General features: G+C 33.3%; 20 protein-coding genes. 8 read left to right on the forward strand and 12 right to left on the reverse strand.

The window, feature by feature from the left end:
• Nucleotides 1-6 precede the first annotated feature (6 nt).
• The 7 genes from BLW20_RS00755 to BLW20_RS00785 form a co-directional block, all read right to left on the reverse strand.
• Nucleotides 7-939 carry a peptidylprolyl isomerase gene (locus BLW20_RS00755; RefSeq protein WP_091095321.1) on the reverse strand — a complete coding sequence of 311 codons (933 nt, stop codon included), beginning with the start codon at nucleotides 937-939 and terminating at the stop codon, nucleotides 7-9.
• Between the two features lie 40 nt (nucleotides 940-979).
• Nucleotides 980-1,927: a transporter family protein gene (locus tag BLW20_RS00760; protein WP_091095322.1), complete on the reverse strand. Its 948-nt coding sequence runs from the start codon at nucleotides 1,925-1,927 to the stop codon at nucleotides 980-982.
• Nucleotides 1,928-1,929: 2 nt separating this feature from the next.
• Complete coding sequence (locus BLW20_RS00765) at nucleotides 1,930-2,991, reverse strand: cytochrome-c peroxidase (protein WP_245725252.1); 1,062 nt, start codon at nucleotides 2,989-2,991, stop codon at nucleotides 1,930-1,932.
• Nucleotides 2,992-3,003: 12 nt separating this feature from the next.
• Nucleotides 3,004-3,822 carry an MbnP family protein gene (locus BLW20_RS00770; RefSeq protein ID WP_091095327.1) on the reverse strand — a complete coding sequence of 273 codons (819 nt, stop codon included), beginning with the start codon at nucleotides 3,820-3,822 and terminating at the stop codon, nucleotides 3,004-3,006.
• A 119-nt stretch (nucleotides 3,823-3,941) separates the two neighbouring features.
• Nucleotides 3,942-4,301 carry a hypothetical protein gene (locus BLW20_RS00775; protein WP_235828735.1) on the reverse strand — a complete coding sequence of 120 codons (360 nt, stop codon included), beginning with the start codon at nucleotides 4,299-4,301 and terminating at the stop codon, nucleotides 3,942-3,944.
• Between the two features lie 71 nt (nucleotides 4,302-4,372).
• Entirely contained in the window at nucleotides 4,373-5,236 is an 864-nt protein-coding gene (locus BLW20_RS00780) for a helix-turn-helix domain-containing protein (RefSeq protein ID WP_091095331.1), read from the reverse strand.
• Between the two features lie 36 nt (nucleotides 5,237-5,272).
• A complete protein-coding gene (locus BLW20_RS00785) occupies nucleotides 5,273-5,641 on the reverse strand; it encodes a hypothetical protein (protein ID WP_245725253.1) in 369 nt (122 codons plus the stop codon).
• Between the two features lie 73 nt (nucleotides 5,642-5,714).
• Here BLW20_RS00785 and trmD point away from each other — a divergent pair, with 73 nt between their 5' ends.
• The 6 genes from trmD to BLW20_RS00815 all read left to right on the forward strand — a co-directional run bounded on the left by trmD (nucleotide 5,715) and on the right by BLW20_RS00815 (nucleotide 9,441).
• Nucleotides 5,715-6,395 (forward strand): tRNA (guanosine(37)-N1)-methyltransferase TrmD, encoded by a 681-nt coding sequence (gene trmD, locus BLW20_RS00790; RefSeq protein WP_091095336.1) that lies wholly within the window; start codon nucleotides 5,715-5,717, stop codon nucleotides 6,393-6,395.
• 80 nt (nucleotides 6,396-6,475) lie between these two features.
• On the forward strand, nucleotides 6,476-6,709 hold the full coding sequence (locus tag BLW20_RS00795; RefSeq protein WP_091095337.1) for a hypothetical protein: 234 nt from the start codon (nucleotides 6,476-6,478) through the stop codon (nucleotides 6,707-6,709).
• Nucleotides 6,693-6,992, forward strand: coding sequence for a type II toxin-antitoxin system RelE/ParE family toxin (locus BLW20_RS00800; RefSeq protein WP_091095339.1), 300 nt, complete (start codon nucleotides 6,693-6,695; stop codon nucleotides 6,990-6,992). Before BLW20_RS00795 ends, BLW20_RS00800 begins: the two co-directional genes overlap by 17 nt.
• Nucleotides 6,993-7,247: 255 nt before the next feature.
• On the forward strand, nucleotides 7,248-8,108 hold the full coding sequence (locus BLW20_RS00805) for a TraB/GumN family protein (RefSeq protein ID WP_177165004.1): 861 nt from the start codon (nucleotides 7,248-7,250) through the stop codon (nucleotides 8,106-8,108).
• Between the two features lie 160 nt (nucleotides 8,109-8,268).
• Nucleotides 8,269-8,625, forward strand: a complete 357-nt coding sequence (gene rplS, locus BLW20_RS00810) for a 50S ribosomal protein L19 (protein WP_091095344.1) — start codon at nucleotides 8,269-8,271, stop codon at nucleotides 8,623-8,625.
• Between the two features lie 84 nt (nucleotides 8,626-8,709).
• A complete protein-coding gene (locus BLW20_RS00815; RefSeq protein WP_091095346.1) occupies nucleotides 8,710-9,441 on the forward strand; it encodes a YoaK family protein in 732 nt (243 codons plus the stop codon).
• Nucleotides 9,442-9,497: 56 nt separating this feature from the next.
• Here BLW20_RS00815 and BLW20_RS00820 read toward each other — a convergent pair whose 3' ends face one another.
• Both BLW20_RS00820 and BLW20_RS00825 read right to left on the reverse strand, forming a co-directional pair.
• Complete coding sequence (locus BLW20_RS00820; RefSeq protein ID WP_091095348.1) at nucleotides 9,498-10,205, reverse strand: DUF4369 domain-containing protein; 708 nt, start codon at nucleotides 10,203-10,205, stop codon at nucleotides 9,498-9,500.
• A gap of 3 nt (nucleotides 10,206-10,208) precedes the next feature.
• Nucleotides 10,209-10,532: a YbaB/EbfC family nucleoid-associated protein gene (locus BLW20_RS00825; protein WP_091095350.1), complete on the reverse strand. Its 324-nt coding sequence runs from the start codon at nucleotides 10,530-10,532 to the stop codon at nucleotides 10,209-10,211.
• A 136-nt stretch (nucleotides 10,533-10,668) separates the two neighbouring features.
• Here BLW20_RS00825 and BLW20_RS00830 point away from each other — a divergent pair, with 136 nt between their 5' ends.
• Nucleotides 10,669-12,732 (forward strand): S9 family peptidase, encoded by a 2,064-nt coding sequence (locus BLW20_RS00830; RefSeq protein ID WP_091095352.1) that lies wholly within the window; start codon nucleotides 10,669-10,671, stop codon nucleotides 12,730-12,732.
• A 77-nt stretch (nucleotides 12,733-12,809) separates the two neighbouring features.
• Here BLW20_RS00830 and BLW20_RS00835 read toward each other — a convergent pair whose 3' ends face one another.
• From BLW20_RS00835 to BLW20_RS00845, 3 genes are all read right to left on the reverse strand, one after another.
• Nucleotides 12,810-13,166, reverse strand: coding sequence for a helix-turn-helix domain-containing protein (locus tag BLW20_RS00835; RefSeq protein WP_091095354.1), 357 nt, complete (start codon nucleotides 13,164-13,166; stop codon nucleotides 12,810-12,812).
• Between the two features lie 12 nt (nucleotides 13,167-13,178).
• The gene (locus BLW20_RS00840; RefSeq protein ID WP_091095356.1) at nucleotides 13,179-13,475 is read right to left on the reverse strand and encodes a type II toxin-antitoxin system HigB family toxin; all 297 of its coding nucleotides are present in this window, start codon (nucleotides 13,473-13,475) and stop codon (nucleotides 13,179-13,181) included.
• Nucleotides 13,476-13,557: 82 nt separating this feature from the next.
• Entirely contained in the window at nucleotides 13,558-14,478 is a 921-nt protein-coding gene (locus tag BLW20_RS00845) for a hypothetical protein (protein WP_091095358.1), read from the reverse strand.
• 128 nt (nucleotides 14,479-14,606) lie between these two features.
• On the opposite strand from BLW20_RS00845, the gene BLW20_RS00850 reads away from it, so the two are divergent.
• A partial coding sequence (locus BLW20_RS00850) for a transposase (protein WP_143037709.1) occupies nucleotides 14,607-14,877 on the forward strand: 271 nt, incomplete at its 3' end.

The raw sequence follows: 14,877 nt of genomic DNA on the forward strand, positions 1-14,877 counted from the left end.
TTTTATTTATTTTACATCGACCAATTCCACATCGAAAATCAATGTTGCGTTTGGTGGAATCACACCGCCTGCACCACGCGAACCGTAACCTAAATGTGAAGGAATCACGAAACGAGCTTTATCGCCAACGTTTAACAATAAGATACCTTCGTCCCAACCTTCGATCACCTGACCTACGCCTACGTTGAATTCAATAGGTTGCTTGCGTTTGTACGAATCATCAAAAACCTGCCCGTTCGTCAATTGACCTTTATAATGAACAGCTACTTTACTACCTTTGGCAGCTTGTTTACCCGACCCTTTTTGAATGTATTGGTAACGCAAGCCGCTATCGGTTTTCTGAAAACCTGCTGCAATTTTATCTAATTCGGCATCAATTTTAGCTTTTTCTTCTGCAATACGTTTTTCACGAGCACCTTCAAAAGTTCTGAACGCTTCAACCGCATTCCATTTCTGAGCTTCATCACCCACGCGAATGATTTCAACTTTATCCATTGCATCGCCCGGTTCAACTGCATCTACCACATCTTGCCCTTCAACTACTTTTCCAAAAACGGTGTGGTTATTGTCTAACCAAGGTGTAGCGATATGTGTGATAAAAAACTGCGAGCCGTTTGTTCCCGGACCTGCATTTGCCATTGACAATACACCCGGCGTATCGTGTTTTAATTCGGGATGAAACTCGTCATCAAATTTGTAACCCGGACCACCAGAACCCGTACCTGTGGGATCACCACCCTGAATCATAAAATCGTTGATCACTCTGTGAAATTTCAATCCGTCGTAATAAGGTTTTCCCTGTGGACGAGCAGTGTTTTCAAGAGCTCCTTCTGCCAAGGCAACAAAGTTACCCACTGTTCCCGGAGTTTTATCGTAAGTAAGTTTTACTAATATTTCGCCTTTTGGCGTTGTAAATTTTGCGTAAATACCGTTTTCCATAATAAAAAAATAAGTTACAAAGATATAAAATAAAGCTATTTTATAGGATATAATTGATGTTAAATGCCAAACGGTAGTCAGCTTCTACCCTGCCACCGGTTAAATTTTGATTGATTGGCAACATGACATTTATTCCGGCCGAAAACTTCCTGTATCCGGCTTCAATACCTAATTTACCAAAAAATATATCGCCTTTGGTATAAGGAACATCTTCTTTAAATTCTTGATTTGCCTGATATGTTTCTCCTGCAACACCTATTTGTGGAACCAATTGTAATTGATCTACCAAAATAGTATAAAACAACGTGCTACCGTAATTAAACTGATTTCCGAATTTATAATTTTTATGGTTTTCAGTTTTAAAAACATAACTCAATGTAGTATTTAAACCAAAATTATTGGCACGAACGATGTATTCGGTTGCAAGATTATAATCCCAGCTGCCGGTACCTAACTGAAAACTGGGATTGATACTTCCGTTATTTTTATTATTAAAAACTCCGGTAGGTACTTTAATTCCACCGCCAACAAGAATTTTGTGATGAAAAGTTGCCGTATCATTTTGGGTTTGATGCAAATTGTAAAACGTTAGTAAAGTAATATCTCCCAAGCCGCTTAAACTTTGAGAGTCGGTCATTTTTTCTCTATTCAAAAAATGGTAAGGAGCAAGAACCATTACATCCATTTTTGAACTTACGGGAATTCTCCCCCAAAGCTGTACGGTATTGAAATTTTCATCAATCCAAGGCGAATTATTAAACACTCCATCTCTGCTTTGATATTTTTGGTACATATATCTGACACCTATAAATTTTTCGCTCAACATAGAATTAAACCCCATACTGCCACCACTTGCAGAGCATCCGCAAGCATCACAATCATCGAGAAAATAGGCATCGGTTAATGAGCTTTGGTCTGACAATAAATTTTTAAATTGTGCATTTACTGTTTGATTCAACAATAAAAAAAGGATTAATAATTTTTTCATTTTTAAGTTTTGTAATAAAACAAAGGATTTTTAATATACTCGTAATCTGTTAAAGTCTTTAAAAAAGCAATCAATGCTTCCTTTTCCTCATTGGTTAGTGGAATTCCGGCTTTGGAATGCTGTTGTAACAACGGATCCAGATTTTGTGTATTTTGAACGCCGTCTGAATAAAAATTCAATACTGATTGTAACGATCCAAAACGACCATCGTGCATATACGGTGCGGTTAATTCCACATTTCGCAAACTGGGAACTTTGAACTTATAACGATCCTCAATAAAACCGGTAACGGTTTCTCTTCCTAAGTCATTTAAATTAAGATTAGGTGGTAAACCATTGTTGCGAAAGCTGTTGTCGGTAAAAATATCAGTTGCATGGCATGAAGCACAATTCATCTTAAACAGTTCTAACCCTTTCAATTCCTGTGACGAAAAATTTCCTCCGGATTCGTTCCGAACATATTTATCGTATTTAGAATCAGCAGAAATCATAATCGTCATAAACTGTGCTAAAGCATTTAACAGATTTGACGAGCTTACTTCACCGTTCTCAAAAGCTGCCCTGAACATTTTTACATACTCCGGATCTTGTTTTAATTTAGCAACGATAGCCGGTAACGTTTCGTCCATTTCTACCGGATTGTGAATGGGCACTACCGAAAGCATCTGCATGCTGTTTGATGCACCGTCGTAAAAATAGTCTGTTTGAAAAATTAAATTTTGAACAGAAGGTGCGTTTCTGATACCTTCCAAATTATTGATTCCATGGCTTAAATCATGCCCGTGATGTGTGAACGCATGCTGTTGTTCGTGACAAAACGAACACGAAATGGTGTTATCTTTTGACAATCTGCTATCATAAAACAATTTTCTTCCCAAAGCCACTCCCCATTTTGTAGGATAATTACTATTGATATCTTGTTTGATTTCAGGAAAACGATCGGGAATTTTAAAATCAAATTTTTCATTCACAGGAATATCTTCATAGCTATCGTCGTCCTGGCAAGCACAAAGCAATATCAGAGCTGACGAAAAAGCCATCAACCTAAATAGAATGTTTTTCATAACATTTAACTGTTAATGCTCAGTACCTGAACCATTATGAACGTGATCTACTTTAAACATTGCCTGTGTATTTGCGGCTATTTTCACAAGATTTTCTCCGCCCATTATTGCAGCACTTGTACCTGCTTGGTTTATGTTATCGCTTAATTTTATTTTATTGATTCCGTCTAAAATCACATTGGCATCGGCAATAATATGGATGCTTGGTTTATCGCCCATACGCACCCGTGCAGTTGTTGGCAGATTTAACATTATTTCACGGTAATTATCGGTAGCCGAATTACTTCCTTGATGTACTTGAAAATTGATCGACTCTGGATTGCTGTCAGACGTAAATGTTCCTTCAAAATTAATAAAGCGGTAACCTGTACTCCACGTCCACACCATATCAAGGCTGGTGGCATAATCCCAAAATTCCTGCTGAGCCGTTTCGCCTTCCAGATATCTTTGATTATCCACCCCGAGTCCAAATTTTATCTGTTTGTAATCACCTGCAGGAATATCGGTTAAATTAATCGTGTTAATACCCGATTCTTCGCTTACAATAAAATAGCTTTTATTTTTGGGATACACATATTCTGTTCCATCACTCTTAATAAAAATAATGTTGCTAATAATGTAATTTAAACGGTTTATAGTCAGTCTTTCGTTGTTTGAATTGGTGTACGATGCACCTAAGATTAACTTATCACCGTTTACACCATTATCAAAATACAATTGTGCTTCGCCAAAAGTATTTTCGTCAATAGCTGCGGTATCATCGCTGCTACAAGAAATCAAAAAAGAGGTAGTAAATAAAAATAATGCAATTGCTTTTATATTTTGTTTCATTTTAATTAAATTTTTAGATAGAATAAATCACTTTTTTGACTGATCATCAAAAAAGTAGCTATAAGGTTTTGTAACTGAAATCGTAGATTTAGTTAGTTTCTTTTAAATCGTAAAAAAAATTAAAATGAGGGTGGATGAAAAATAAAGCTCGAAAAGTTAAAATGATACGTTGCGTGGTACAAAAACAATTTTTTAGCAACATATTCTTTAGCTGAGAATAAAGAAAAATCAGTACAAATGTCCTGATAGAAAACAACAGTACTTTCTACTGAAAAATGCTTTTTATCGCTATTTTCGTTTTTAGAAGCATTTGCCATTTCTTTCATTAAATGACATTTACCGTTACATTTTAATTCTGGTTTATCTTTGTTTACACAAAGTTCGTTCTTAATATAGTCATAAAACACCACATACTCCACAATTGGAAGTATTGGTTTAAACAGCATAAACAATGCTAATATGACTATAAACTTTTTCACGGTACAAAGTTGAAAAGGTTTCGTTTTAAAAAGAAATTATGTAACGATTATATAAACAATTGGATTGATTATCATAATAATTCTTTTTTCCGGAATTGTTCGGGGGTTTCACCCGTATGCTTTTTAAAGAACGATACAAAATACGAAATATGATCAAAACCCAATTCAAAAGCAACTTCACTAACAGAAAGATTGGTGTAATGTAAAATACGCTTAGATTCCAAAATCAGATGGTTACGTATCATCTCTCCAGATGACATACCAAAATACTGCTTACTGATCTTATTAAGATAATTAGTACTTATATTTAATTGCCCTGCATAATACGAAGGAAACTTAAATAATTTATAATTACTATTGACAAGATTTTGAAATTTATACGCTTTTTCTTTAGCAAATCCGGGATAAATAGATTTTTTTAATGGTTTGTAAGAACGTTCGATTTCAATTAAAAAGATATTAAGGTATGAACGTAAAGCTTTGTGCATATCTTTTTTGCAAGACAAAAATTCGTTTTCTGCAAACGATAAGATACTGTAAAGCAAATTAAAATTTTCTTCAGAGAACGAAAAGACCAACTGTGCCTCTTTTTCTAAAAAAGCAAATTGATTCAGCATATTGTCATTGTATCTCAATGAAAAAAAATCTTCGGTAAAACAGATCACTTTCCCTTTGCAATCTGTATTAAAATGTAGTTTGCTTATACTTTTAGGTTTGATAACAACAAGCTGCAAATCATTTAACAATGTTTCACAATCATCCGCAACAATTTCTCCAACAGCTTTTTCGATCATTAAAATCATAAAAAAATTGTTTAGATGAAACTGTTGAAAAAGAGAATTTAAGGCAACTTTTTCTAAAGAACCAACATAAAAATTTTCTATATTATTACCAAACACATTAATAGTACAAACAGGTAAACTTCCTATCTGCATATATGATGTAAATTAAAATTAATACTGTTCAAATTATTAACTTAAATAAACAGGCGGCTTAATCAGCACTTTATAATAAGAATGGTTATACAAATTATTGTAGTGAAAGTTATAAATTCGCTTATTAATGTTAGAGAAAAAGGTAAAATTAAAACATTGAAAATCTTGATAAAAAACAATATTACTTTCTACCGAGAAGTTATGCGATGTACTTTTATCTTGCGTTGCCGATGCTTTTGCAAGTTCTTTCATTAAATGACATTTTCCGTTACATTTTAACTCTGGTCTATCCTTGTTTATGCAAAGTTCATTCTTTATATAATCGTAAAAAACCACATATTCCAAAACAGGAATAATAGGTTTTATCAACATAAACAAAGCTAATATAACAATGAGTTTTTTCACAAAGCAAAGATACTTGTTTTAAAAAACAAAACATATTAATAATGTTATGTAATTTTGCAGCAAATATTTTTTTATGCGTATTGATATTATAACTGTTTTACCCGAGTTGATTAAAAGTCCGTTTGAAGCATCGATTTTAAAAAGAGCCATTGCCAAAGGTTTGGTAGAAGTTCATTTTCACAATTTAAGAGATTACAGTACCAATAAACATAAAAATGTTGACGATTACCAATTTGGCGGCGGTGCAGGAATGGTGATGAGTATTGAACCGATTGACAAATGTATTACCAAACTGAAAGCCGAACGCACTTACGACGAAATTATTTATATGACCCCCGATGGCCAAACGCTGAACCAGCAAGTTGCCAACGCTATGTCAATGTTTGAAAACATCATTATTCTTTGCGGACATTACAAAGGTGTGGATCAGCGGGTACGTGACCATTTTATCACACGCGAAATTTCGATTGGCGATTATGTGCTTTCAGGTGGCGAATTGGGTGCTGCCGTTTTGTGTGACGCCATTATTCGTTTGATTCCCGGAGTGCTTTCTAATGAGACCTCTGCCCTAACCGACAGTTTTCAGGATAATTTACTGGCACCGCCTATTTACACGCGTCCGGCTGAATATAAAGGCTGGAAAGTGCCTGATATTTTATTGAGCGGAAATTTTCCCGAAATTGAAAAATGGCGCGAAGAAAAAGCTTACGAACACACTAAAAACCGCAGACCCGATTTATTAGAAAACGAGTAACTTATTGTTAATCAATATTTTATAAGGATAGTAATAAATTAAAATTTAATTCATAAATTTGAATTTAACTAACAAATTGTATGAATACACAAACTTTAAATAAAAAAATTGAATTAATCCAATGGCTATCTACATTGGAAGATAATTCTATTATAGAAAAACTACTGAAATTCAAAAAAGAAGAAACTAAAGACTGGTGGGATTCTATTTCTGAAGTAGAAAAAGAATCAATCGAAAAAGGAGTTTCTGATGCCGATAATAACAAATTAGAACCGCACTCAAACGTGCGAAAAATCTATGAAAAGTGGCTTTAATATTAAATGGACACAAAATGCGAAAAAGGAATTAGGAAAAACGATAGAATATCTTGAGGAAAATTTTTCAGAAAAAGAAATTAAAAAATTGGTTCAGAAAATTGAAAGCATCATTGAATTAATATCCCGAAACCCAGATTTATTTCCAAAATCAGAAAACAATAAAATCTACAAAGTTGTTATTTTGAAATTCAACACTTTGTATTATCGTACTAAAAATAATAGTGTTGAAATTTTATCATTCTTCTCAAACAGACAAAGCCCTATAAAAAGGAAAATATAGAAACATCACATTGGCAAAATAGCGGATTTAATGCTAAATTGGAAGTTTATATTTTATCCCGTGTCAGCTTTTATATTTCCTTTTTTTGATAATTTAGCAAACGATTCAACCGTCAAAACTAAATTATGTAGCGTATTAAAAAACAACCATTTACACACATTTTTCTTTGATCATTCGCTGCAAAAGATAAAATGCACACAGATATTCTGTAACATTTTCAATAAGCCGCGACTTACCTTACAAAGAAATTCAATTATGAGAAAATTAGTAAAAAGCATCGCGTTATCTGTATTAACATTAAGTTCCTTCATCACAACTGCTCAAACAGATAAAAGTTTGTTGTGGGAGATTTCGGGTAAAGGTTTAGAAAAACCATCGTACGTTTTTGGAACCATCCACATGATTTGTCAGGATGACTATCTAATGACCGAAACCATTCAAAATACACTAAAAAATGTAGATTCGTATTATGCAGAAATTAATTTTGGCGATCAGCAAAATATAGCCATAATGCAAAAATCGATGATGAGTGAAATCCCCCTTTCAGAACGATTAGAACCTGCTAAATATAACGAATTAAAATCGCTTTTAAAAGAAGTAGTTGATTTGGATATTACTCAATTTGAATATTTTACCGATGCAGCCATTGTAAGTATGATTACCTTTAAATCGTTCCCTTGCACCGACTTTAAAATGTACGAAATGGAATTGCTTCAGGCAGCAATGCTTCAGCAGAAAAAATTAGGCGGATTGGAAACCGTTGAACAGCAAATGGAAATATTATCAAAATCTTTGGGTCAGGACGCCATTATTGAAATGCTTCACGATTTGAAAAAAGAGGGTTTTGAGAATACAAAAAAAATGGTTGAGCTTTACAAATCTGAAAATGTACAGGGCTTGTATGATTATATGAAAACAAGCAGTTACATGACAGATGAAGTGTATAACGAAATGCTTACCAAACGCAACCACAACTGGGTGAACGAGATGCCTGAAATTATGCAAAATCAATCGGTCTTTTTTGCAGTGGGTGCGGCACATTTAGGCGGAAACAACGGCATATTGAAGCTTTTAAAAGACAACGGTTATACAGTTAAACCTGTCAAGATTCAATAAACAACTTATTTACAACAACATAGAACAACAATTCCTTTCATATTTTTAAAGGAATTGTTTGTTTTATTTACAAATTATTGCTTATATTTGCCCCACTTTTGGATCAACCTCTGGCGAAAACCGTGCACGTTGGTTTGAATTAACTTAAAAAATTTACAAAATGTCTTTAGATTTAGTAAAATTCGTACAAGACGAATTCGTTACAAAAAAAGATTTCCCGGAATTTAACGCCGGTGATACCATTACTGTTTACTACGAAATTAAAGAGGGTGACAAAACAAGAACCCAGTTCTTTAAAGGGGTAGTTATTCAAAGAAGAGGTTCTGGTGCTACTGAAACTTTTACAATCCGTAAAATGTCTGGTAACGTTGGTGTAGAGCGTATCTTCCCAGTGAACATGCCGGCTTTACAAAAAGTTGAATTGAACCAAAGAGGTAAAGTTCGTAGAGCTCGTATTTTCTACTTCAGAGAACTTACTGGTAAAAAAGCTAAAATTAAAGAATTACGCAGAAAGTAATCTTTTAATTAAGATCATAAAAAACACCAATCGTTTGATTGGTGTTTTTTGTTTTTAGATTAATTTTGATGGTATTTATTAATTATGTTCAGACACAAAGGAAAAGGTAGAACCTATTCTCACAATCTTAAATTAGCATCTATTTTATCATTTGTTGCAGGAACTGTAAACATTACGGGGGTTTTAGCATTAGGTACCTTAACCACTAATGTTACAGGGCATTTTGCTTTTTTTTCAGAAGAATTGTTCTTTAAAAATATAGAAATGGCTTTTGTTTCATTGGTTTATATACTTTTTTTTCTTACAGGTGCTTTTGTTTCGGGACTATTAATAGAACTTGTTTCAAAATCAAAATATTATTTAGCTTATATTCTTCCTATCTCAATAGAAATTATAGTCTTAACTGCCTGCTCATTTTTATATTTATTGTTTCCTAATAGCATTTTTAATTATTCCATCCTCCTTTCATGTTTGTTATTATTTTCAATGGGCATACAAAATGCTTTAGTGACAAGAATTTCAAATTCAGTAGTCCGAACAACACATCTAACAGGTCTTTTTACAGACCTGGGGATAGAACTTTCTCAAATTATTACAAAAAAAGTAATTACAGAAAAGAACAAAATAAAAAGAGATATACAATTAAAACTTATTATTATCTTTTGTTTCTTTTGTGGCGGAATAATAGGTGGTTTTCTATACACTCGTTTTAAATTAGCTACTTTATTATTTCCTACTATTTTATTATTGTTTGCTCTCTGGTATGACCGATTGTTATTCCGTTTTTACTACTTTAAAAGAAAACACAGACATTAAATTTTAAACTTAACTCTTACAAAAAACTAATTTATTATATAATATAAGCAACTTTTTTATTGCTTCTTAACCAATTCTAAATATTCTTTTAGAATTTTGCCGTATTTGCTTTGAGCCACTTCAGGTGGGAAATTTCCGTAAATGGTATCCAGATATTTTTCGTTTACCGGAACAATATCGGTTAAAGTAATATAAGGTGCTACTTCGTTTTTATTATTTTTCAGCACAAAATTAACTGCGTTTAAATAATTCATTCTAATGGAACGGTTTAACACATTTTCTAAACTGTCGGCTTTTGCCAACTGATCGTTTTTTTGAGCCAGAATAATGTCCTTAATCAAATCGGTTTGTTTATGTGTGTAAACTGTTTTTGTTTTTAGATATTTTGAATACAACTCTTGATTTTTTGAACCTGTAACTGTTGCTCCGCCCGAAAAATTATCCAATGAGCTGTTAATAGTCAACTGTCCCGGTTCGGCAAAAAACAAAATAAAATTATCTAATGATTGCGATGTTCCTCTGTTCAATCCCAAAAACAGCACTTCAGGTTCTTTTAAATCAAAACTGGTTTCAAACGTCGATTTTCCTTTTAAAACAATACTGTCTAAGGTAACCAAAGTACTGTCTTTTAATTGTTGAATGTACAGCGTACCCTGTTTCAGTCCTTGAATTTCGCCGGTAATCCGGGTGTTTCCCGTTGTTTTTTTATCGTTACAAGCCCATACAGTTGCAGCGCAAGCAATTACTAATAAAAGTTTTTTCATATTTTATTTAAATAAATCCATTCCCGGAATATTTGGCATACCGTCTTTTGCAGCGGCAGCCAGTTCGGCTTCGTTAATTGCTCCGGCTTTTTCCAAAGCTTTGTTCAAGGTTAAAATCAAATAATCTTCTAATTGTTCTTTGTCGCTTAACAATTCGTCATTCAGCTCTAAACTTCTAATTTGTCTGTTGGCAGTAACGGTAACTTTCAGTAAACCATCGGCAGTTTGTTCATCAATTAACACGGTGTTTAAGCGTTGTTTTGTTTCTTCAACTTTCTTTTGGGCTTCCTGTAATTTCCCCATCATACCCATTAAATCTCCAAACATATTTTTCAATTTTTATATTTAATACAAAAGTATTAATTTCAACCAAAATCACTAATTATTAATTATGAAACACTCAAATACTTTTATGCTTGCTTTTTGTAGTATTTTTGCATCTTGTTCAACAACAAATACTAAAATGAATAACACAATAAAAGAGCCGGTTGCTAAAATTAGTGCCACAAATCTGGAAAAGCACGGCGACATACGTACCGATAATTATTACTGGTTAAATCAACGTGAAAACCCCGAAGTAATTGCGTATTTAGAAGAAGAAAACAATTATTATAATACGTTAACGGCACATACCAAAGATTTTCAGCAAGATTTGTTTGAAGAAATGAAGAGCCGTATTAAGGAAGACGATTCTTCGGTTCCGTATTTTTATAACGGATATTGGTATTTAACCCGATTTGAAAAAGGCAAAGATTACCCCATTTACACCCGAAAAAAAGAAACGTTAGAAGCCGAAGAAGAAATTTTATTCGATTGTAACGAAATGGCAAAAGGACATGCTTATTTTAAATTAGGCGGGTTAAATATCAGTGATGATAATAAATTTGCAGCTTTTGGGGTGGATACCGTTTCGCGCCGTGAATATACTATTCAAATTAAAAATCTGGAAACAGGCGAAATTCTTCCTGAAAAAATCGAAAAAACTACCGGAAGCAGCACTTGGGCAGCCGATAACAAATCGCTGTTCTATTCTCGTAAAGACGAACAAACCCTGCGTGCCGACCGTATATTTAAGCATCTTTTAGGGAGCGCCATAACAACAGACGAGCTGATTTTCAATGAAAAAGACGAAACTTTTAACACCTATATCTATCGTTCAAAATCTAAAAAATACCTGATTATTGGTTCAGAAAGTACCTTGACTTCTGAATATCAGATTTTAGAAGCGTCAAATCCCGAGGGGAAATTCCGCGTATTTCAAAAACGTACCCGTGGATTAGAATATTCTGTTTCGCATTACAACGATCATTTTTACATTGTGACCAATAAAGACAAGGCAACCAATTTTAAACTGATGATTACGCCCGAAACGGCTACTACTAAAGAAAACTGGAAAGATCTAATTCCACATCGTGAAGATGTTTTGTTGGAAGGAATCGATATTTTTAAAGATTATCTGGTGGTTTCAGAACGTTTTAACGGGTTGTCTCAAATCAAAATTCAGCCTTGGGACAATCCGGAACAGTCTTATTATTTACCTTTTAACAGTGAAACTTTTACCGCATATACTACGACTAACGTAGATTTTGACACCGAAATTCTTCGATATGGATACCAGTCAATGGCAACCCCTTCATCGGTGATCGATTTTAACATGCGTACCAAAGAAAAAACGGTTAAAAAAGAACAGGAAGTTTTAGGAGGAAAATTCAACAAAGAAAATTATACCGAGGAACGTGTATGGGCAACGGCTGCCGATGGAACTAAAATTCCGATTTCGTTGGTTTATAAAAAAGGAATGAAAAAAGACGGAACAAATCCGTTACTGCAATATGCTTACGGTTCGTACGGTTCTACCATGGAACCTTATTTTTCTACGGTTCGTTTAAGTTTGTTAGACCGTGGTTTTGTGTACGCTATTGCTCATATTCGCGGCGGCGAAGATTTAGGCCGTGAATGGTACGAAAACGGAAAACTGCTTAAAAAGAAAAACACATTTACCGATTTTATCGATTGTTCTAAATTTTTAATTGACCAGAAATACACCTCGCCAAAACATTTGTATGCCGAAGGCGGATCTGCAGGCGGTTTGTTAATGGGTGTGGTTTTAAACGATGCACCCGAACTGTATAACGGCGTTATTGCACAGGTTCCGTTTGTTGATGTGGTTACTACTATGTTAGACGATTCTATTCCGTTAACTACAGGCGAGTACGACGAATGGGGAAATCCGAACGAAAAAGAATATTACGATTACATGAAATCTTATTCGCCTTACGATAACGTAAAAGCGCAAGATTACCCAAACCTATATATTTCAACAGGATTCCACGACTCACAAGTGCAATATTGGGAACCCGCAAAATGGATTGCCAAGCTGCGTGCAATGCGAACCAATAAAAAGTTATTATTTCTGGATACCAATATGGATGCCGGTCATGGTGGTGCCTCAGGACGCTTTGAAGCATTAAAAGAAGTCGCTAAAGAATATGCGTTCCTTTTTGATTTAGAAGGAATTAAGAAGTAATCTTTTTTCAATTTATAAACACCCCCTGCCAGAGTTCTAACTCTGGCAGGGGGTGTTTATTACTACAAGTTGTAAAATTAATATTCTTCAATCAATAAAGAAGGCGAAAGATTTAATTTTACAGTCAAATTACGAATCATTTTAACGGTAAGTTTTCTTTTTCTGTTCAATATTTCAGATACTTTGCTTTTTCCGCCTATAGCATCTATCAAATCCGTTTGTTTCAACTGCATTTCTTCCATTCTTATTTTGATAGCTTCAATTGGATCGGGAGCTGTTATCGGATAGTTTTTCTTTTCATATTCATCTATCAAAATAGCAAGAATATCAGCTTCGTCGCTTTCGGGCGTACCCGCTTTTGCATCAAAAAGAACTTCTAATTTTGACAATGCTTCTATATAATCTGTTTCTGTTTTTATAGGTTTTATGTTCATAGTTTATATCTTTTAAATGGTGTTCGCATCAATTTTATCATATTCCGTACGTATTCCAATAAAACGAATGAAAACCCATTGTTTTTCAAAATTAAATTTCGCTACCAATCTGTAACTATTGCCTTTAATGTTAAATACAATTCGGTTACTTTTAAGAATACTTGCATTCACATAGGTTTGCTTTACTTTGTTTGGATTGTCCCAGATAGAATTTTTCACCGTATCATACCACGTCTTCAAATATTGTTCTGAGTCCGAATGCTTTTCCCAAAACTGACGTAGTGTACTTTTTGCAAAAATTCTTTCTATTGGTCTGATATATATTTACAAATACACAAAAAGTTCCCAAATAGAGAACTTTTAAGTTTTATTTTTTTGATAGAATTTCTATCTATTTGTTATCATAATTGTATATTAATTCTTGCCATAGACCTTTAGTATTCTTCTTGGGAAGAGTTTTTTTGAGAAATGGGTTTGGAATATCTTCTTTATTTTTAATAGCTTTTAAATATGTTTCAGCAGGTTCAAAATCATTAACCTTTTTTAAAGCCTTTTTTGCTTCTTTAAAATTTCTTAAATAATAATTTGATAATCCTAGAAAGTAATTAGTATAATTGTTTGGATACCATACATGTTCACAAAAATATTTCACATTCGAATAGTAGTTTTTTTCCATCTGTTTTTTTAGATAATCTTCAGTAATATTCGTTATCATATTAATAGTCATATTATCATCAAAACCTAAAAGTTGTGATTTTTTTAAATTATTATAAGAATTTAAATATTCAGATTTATTGATGTAAGCAATTGCTTTTATTGAAAATGGAGCAGGATGCTCTTTAAGCTTAAGTCTATTAGAAATACCTATATATTTATCTGAATAATAGATAGCTTTGTCATAATCCCCATTATCAAGGCTCTCAAGTGATTTCTTATTTAATTCTACTAATGCATCTGCCGTAACTTTTATAGAATATAATTGTAAATCATAATTTGGCTGATATGTAAAATTATCTACAAACCCTGGTTCGGCTGTTTTATATCGTTCTCTTGTTTGAGTGCTGTTAGAATTGGTTTTTTGAGCACTTAAGCCTCGTTCAAAGCCTCTATTGTATCCGTCTTGATAACTATTTATGCTTTCATTTACATTAGGAATAGGTGCTATTGGAGGATTTGGAGATAGACATCCAATACCTTGATTATGGCAATATCCTTCTTTGTAGCCATTTCTAAAACCATTTGAAAATTTTGATTGAGAAGAAATGGTTTGAGTACTTATTACAATGAGTAAGAATAGTAAATATTTTTTCATAATTGTATGTTTTTAAAATCGTTTTCTAATTTTAGATATTCGAAATATCATTTATCTTGAAAAAAATATAATGGATATACTAACTTAGCTTCCAGTTAAAGTTAAGCATAAAATCTTATTTTTGACGTATGAAAAAAGAAAGAAAAATTTATGATTCAGCTTTTAAATCGAAAGCTGTTGCATTGAGCCACGAACGGTCCAACATTTCTGAATTAGCCAGAGAACTTGGTATTAAAGCTACCTTGCTTTACAAATGGCGAAAAGAATACGAGAAGTTCGGCGAAGGAAGTTTCCCTGGTAATGGAAACTTAAAACTAACACCAGAGCAAGAGAAGATTCGTTTACTTGAAAAACAACTAAAAGACGCTGAATTAGAACGAGATATATTAAAAAAAGCAA

Source organism: Paenimyroides marinum (genome assembly GCF_900108395.1).
Taxonomy (GTDB): domain Bacteria; phylum Bacteroidota; class Bacteroidia; order Flavobacteriales; family Flavobacteriaceae; genus Flavobacterium; species Flavobacterium marinum.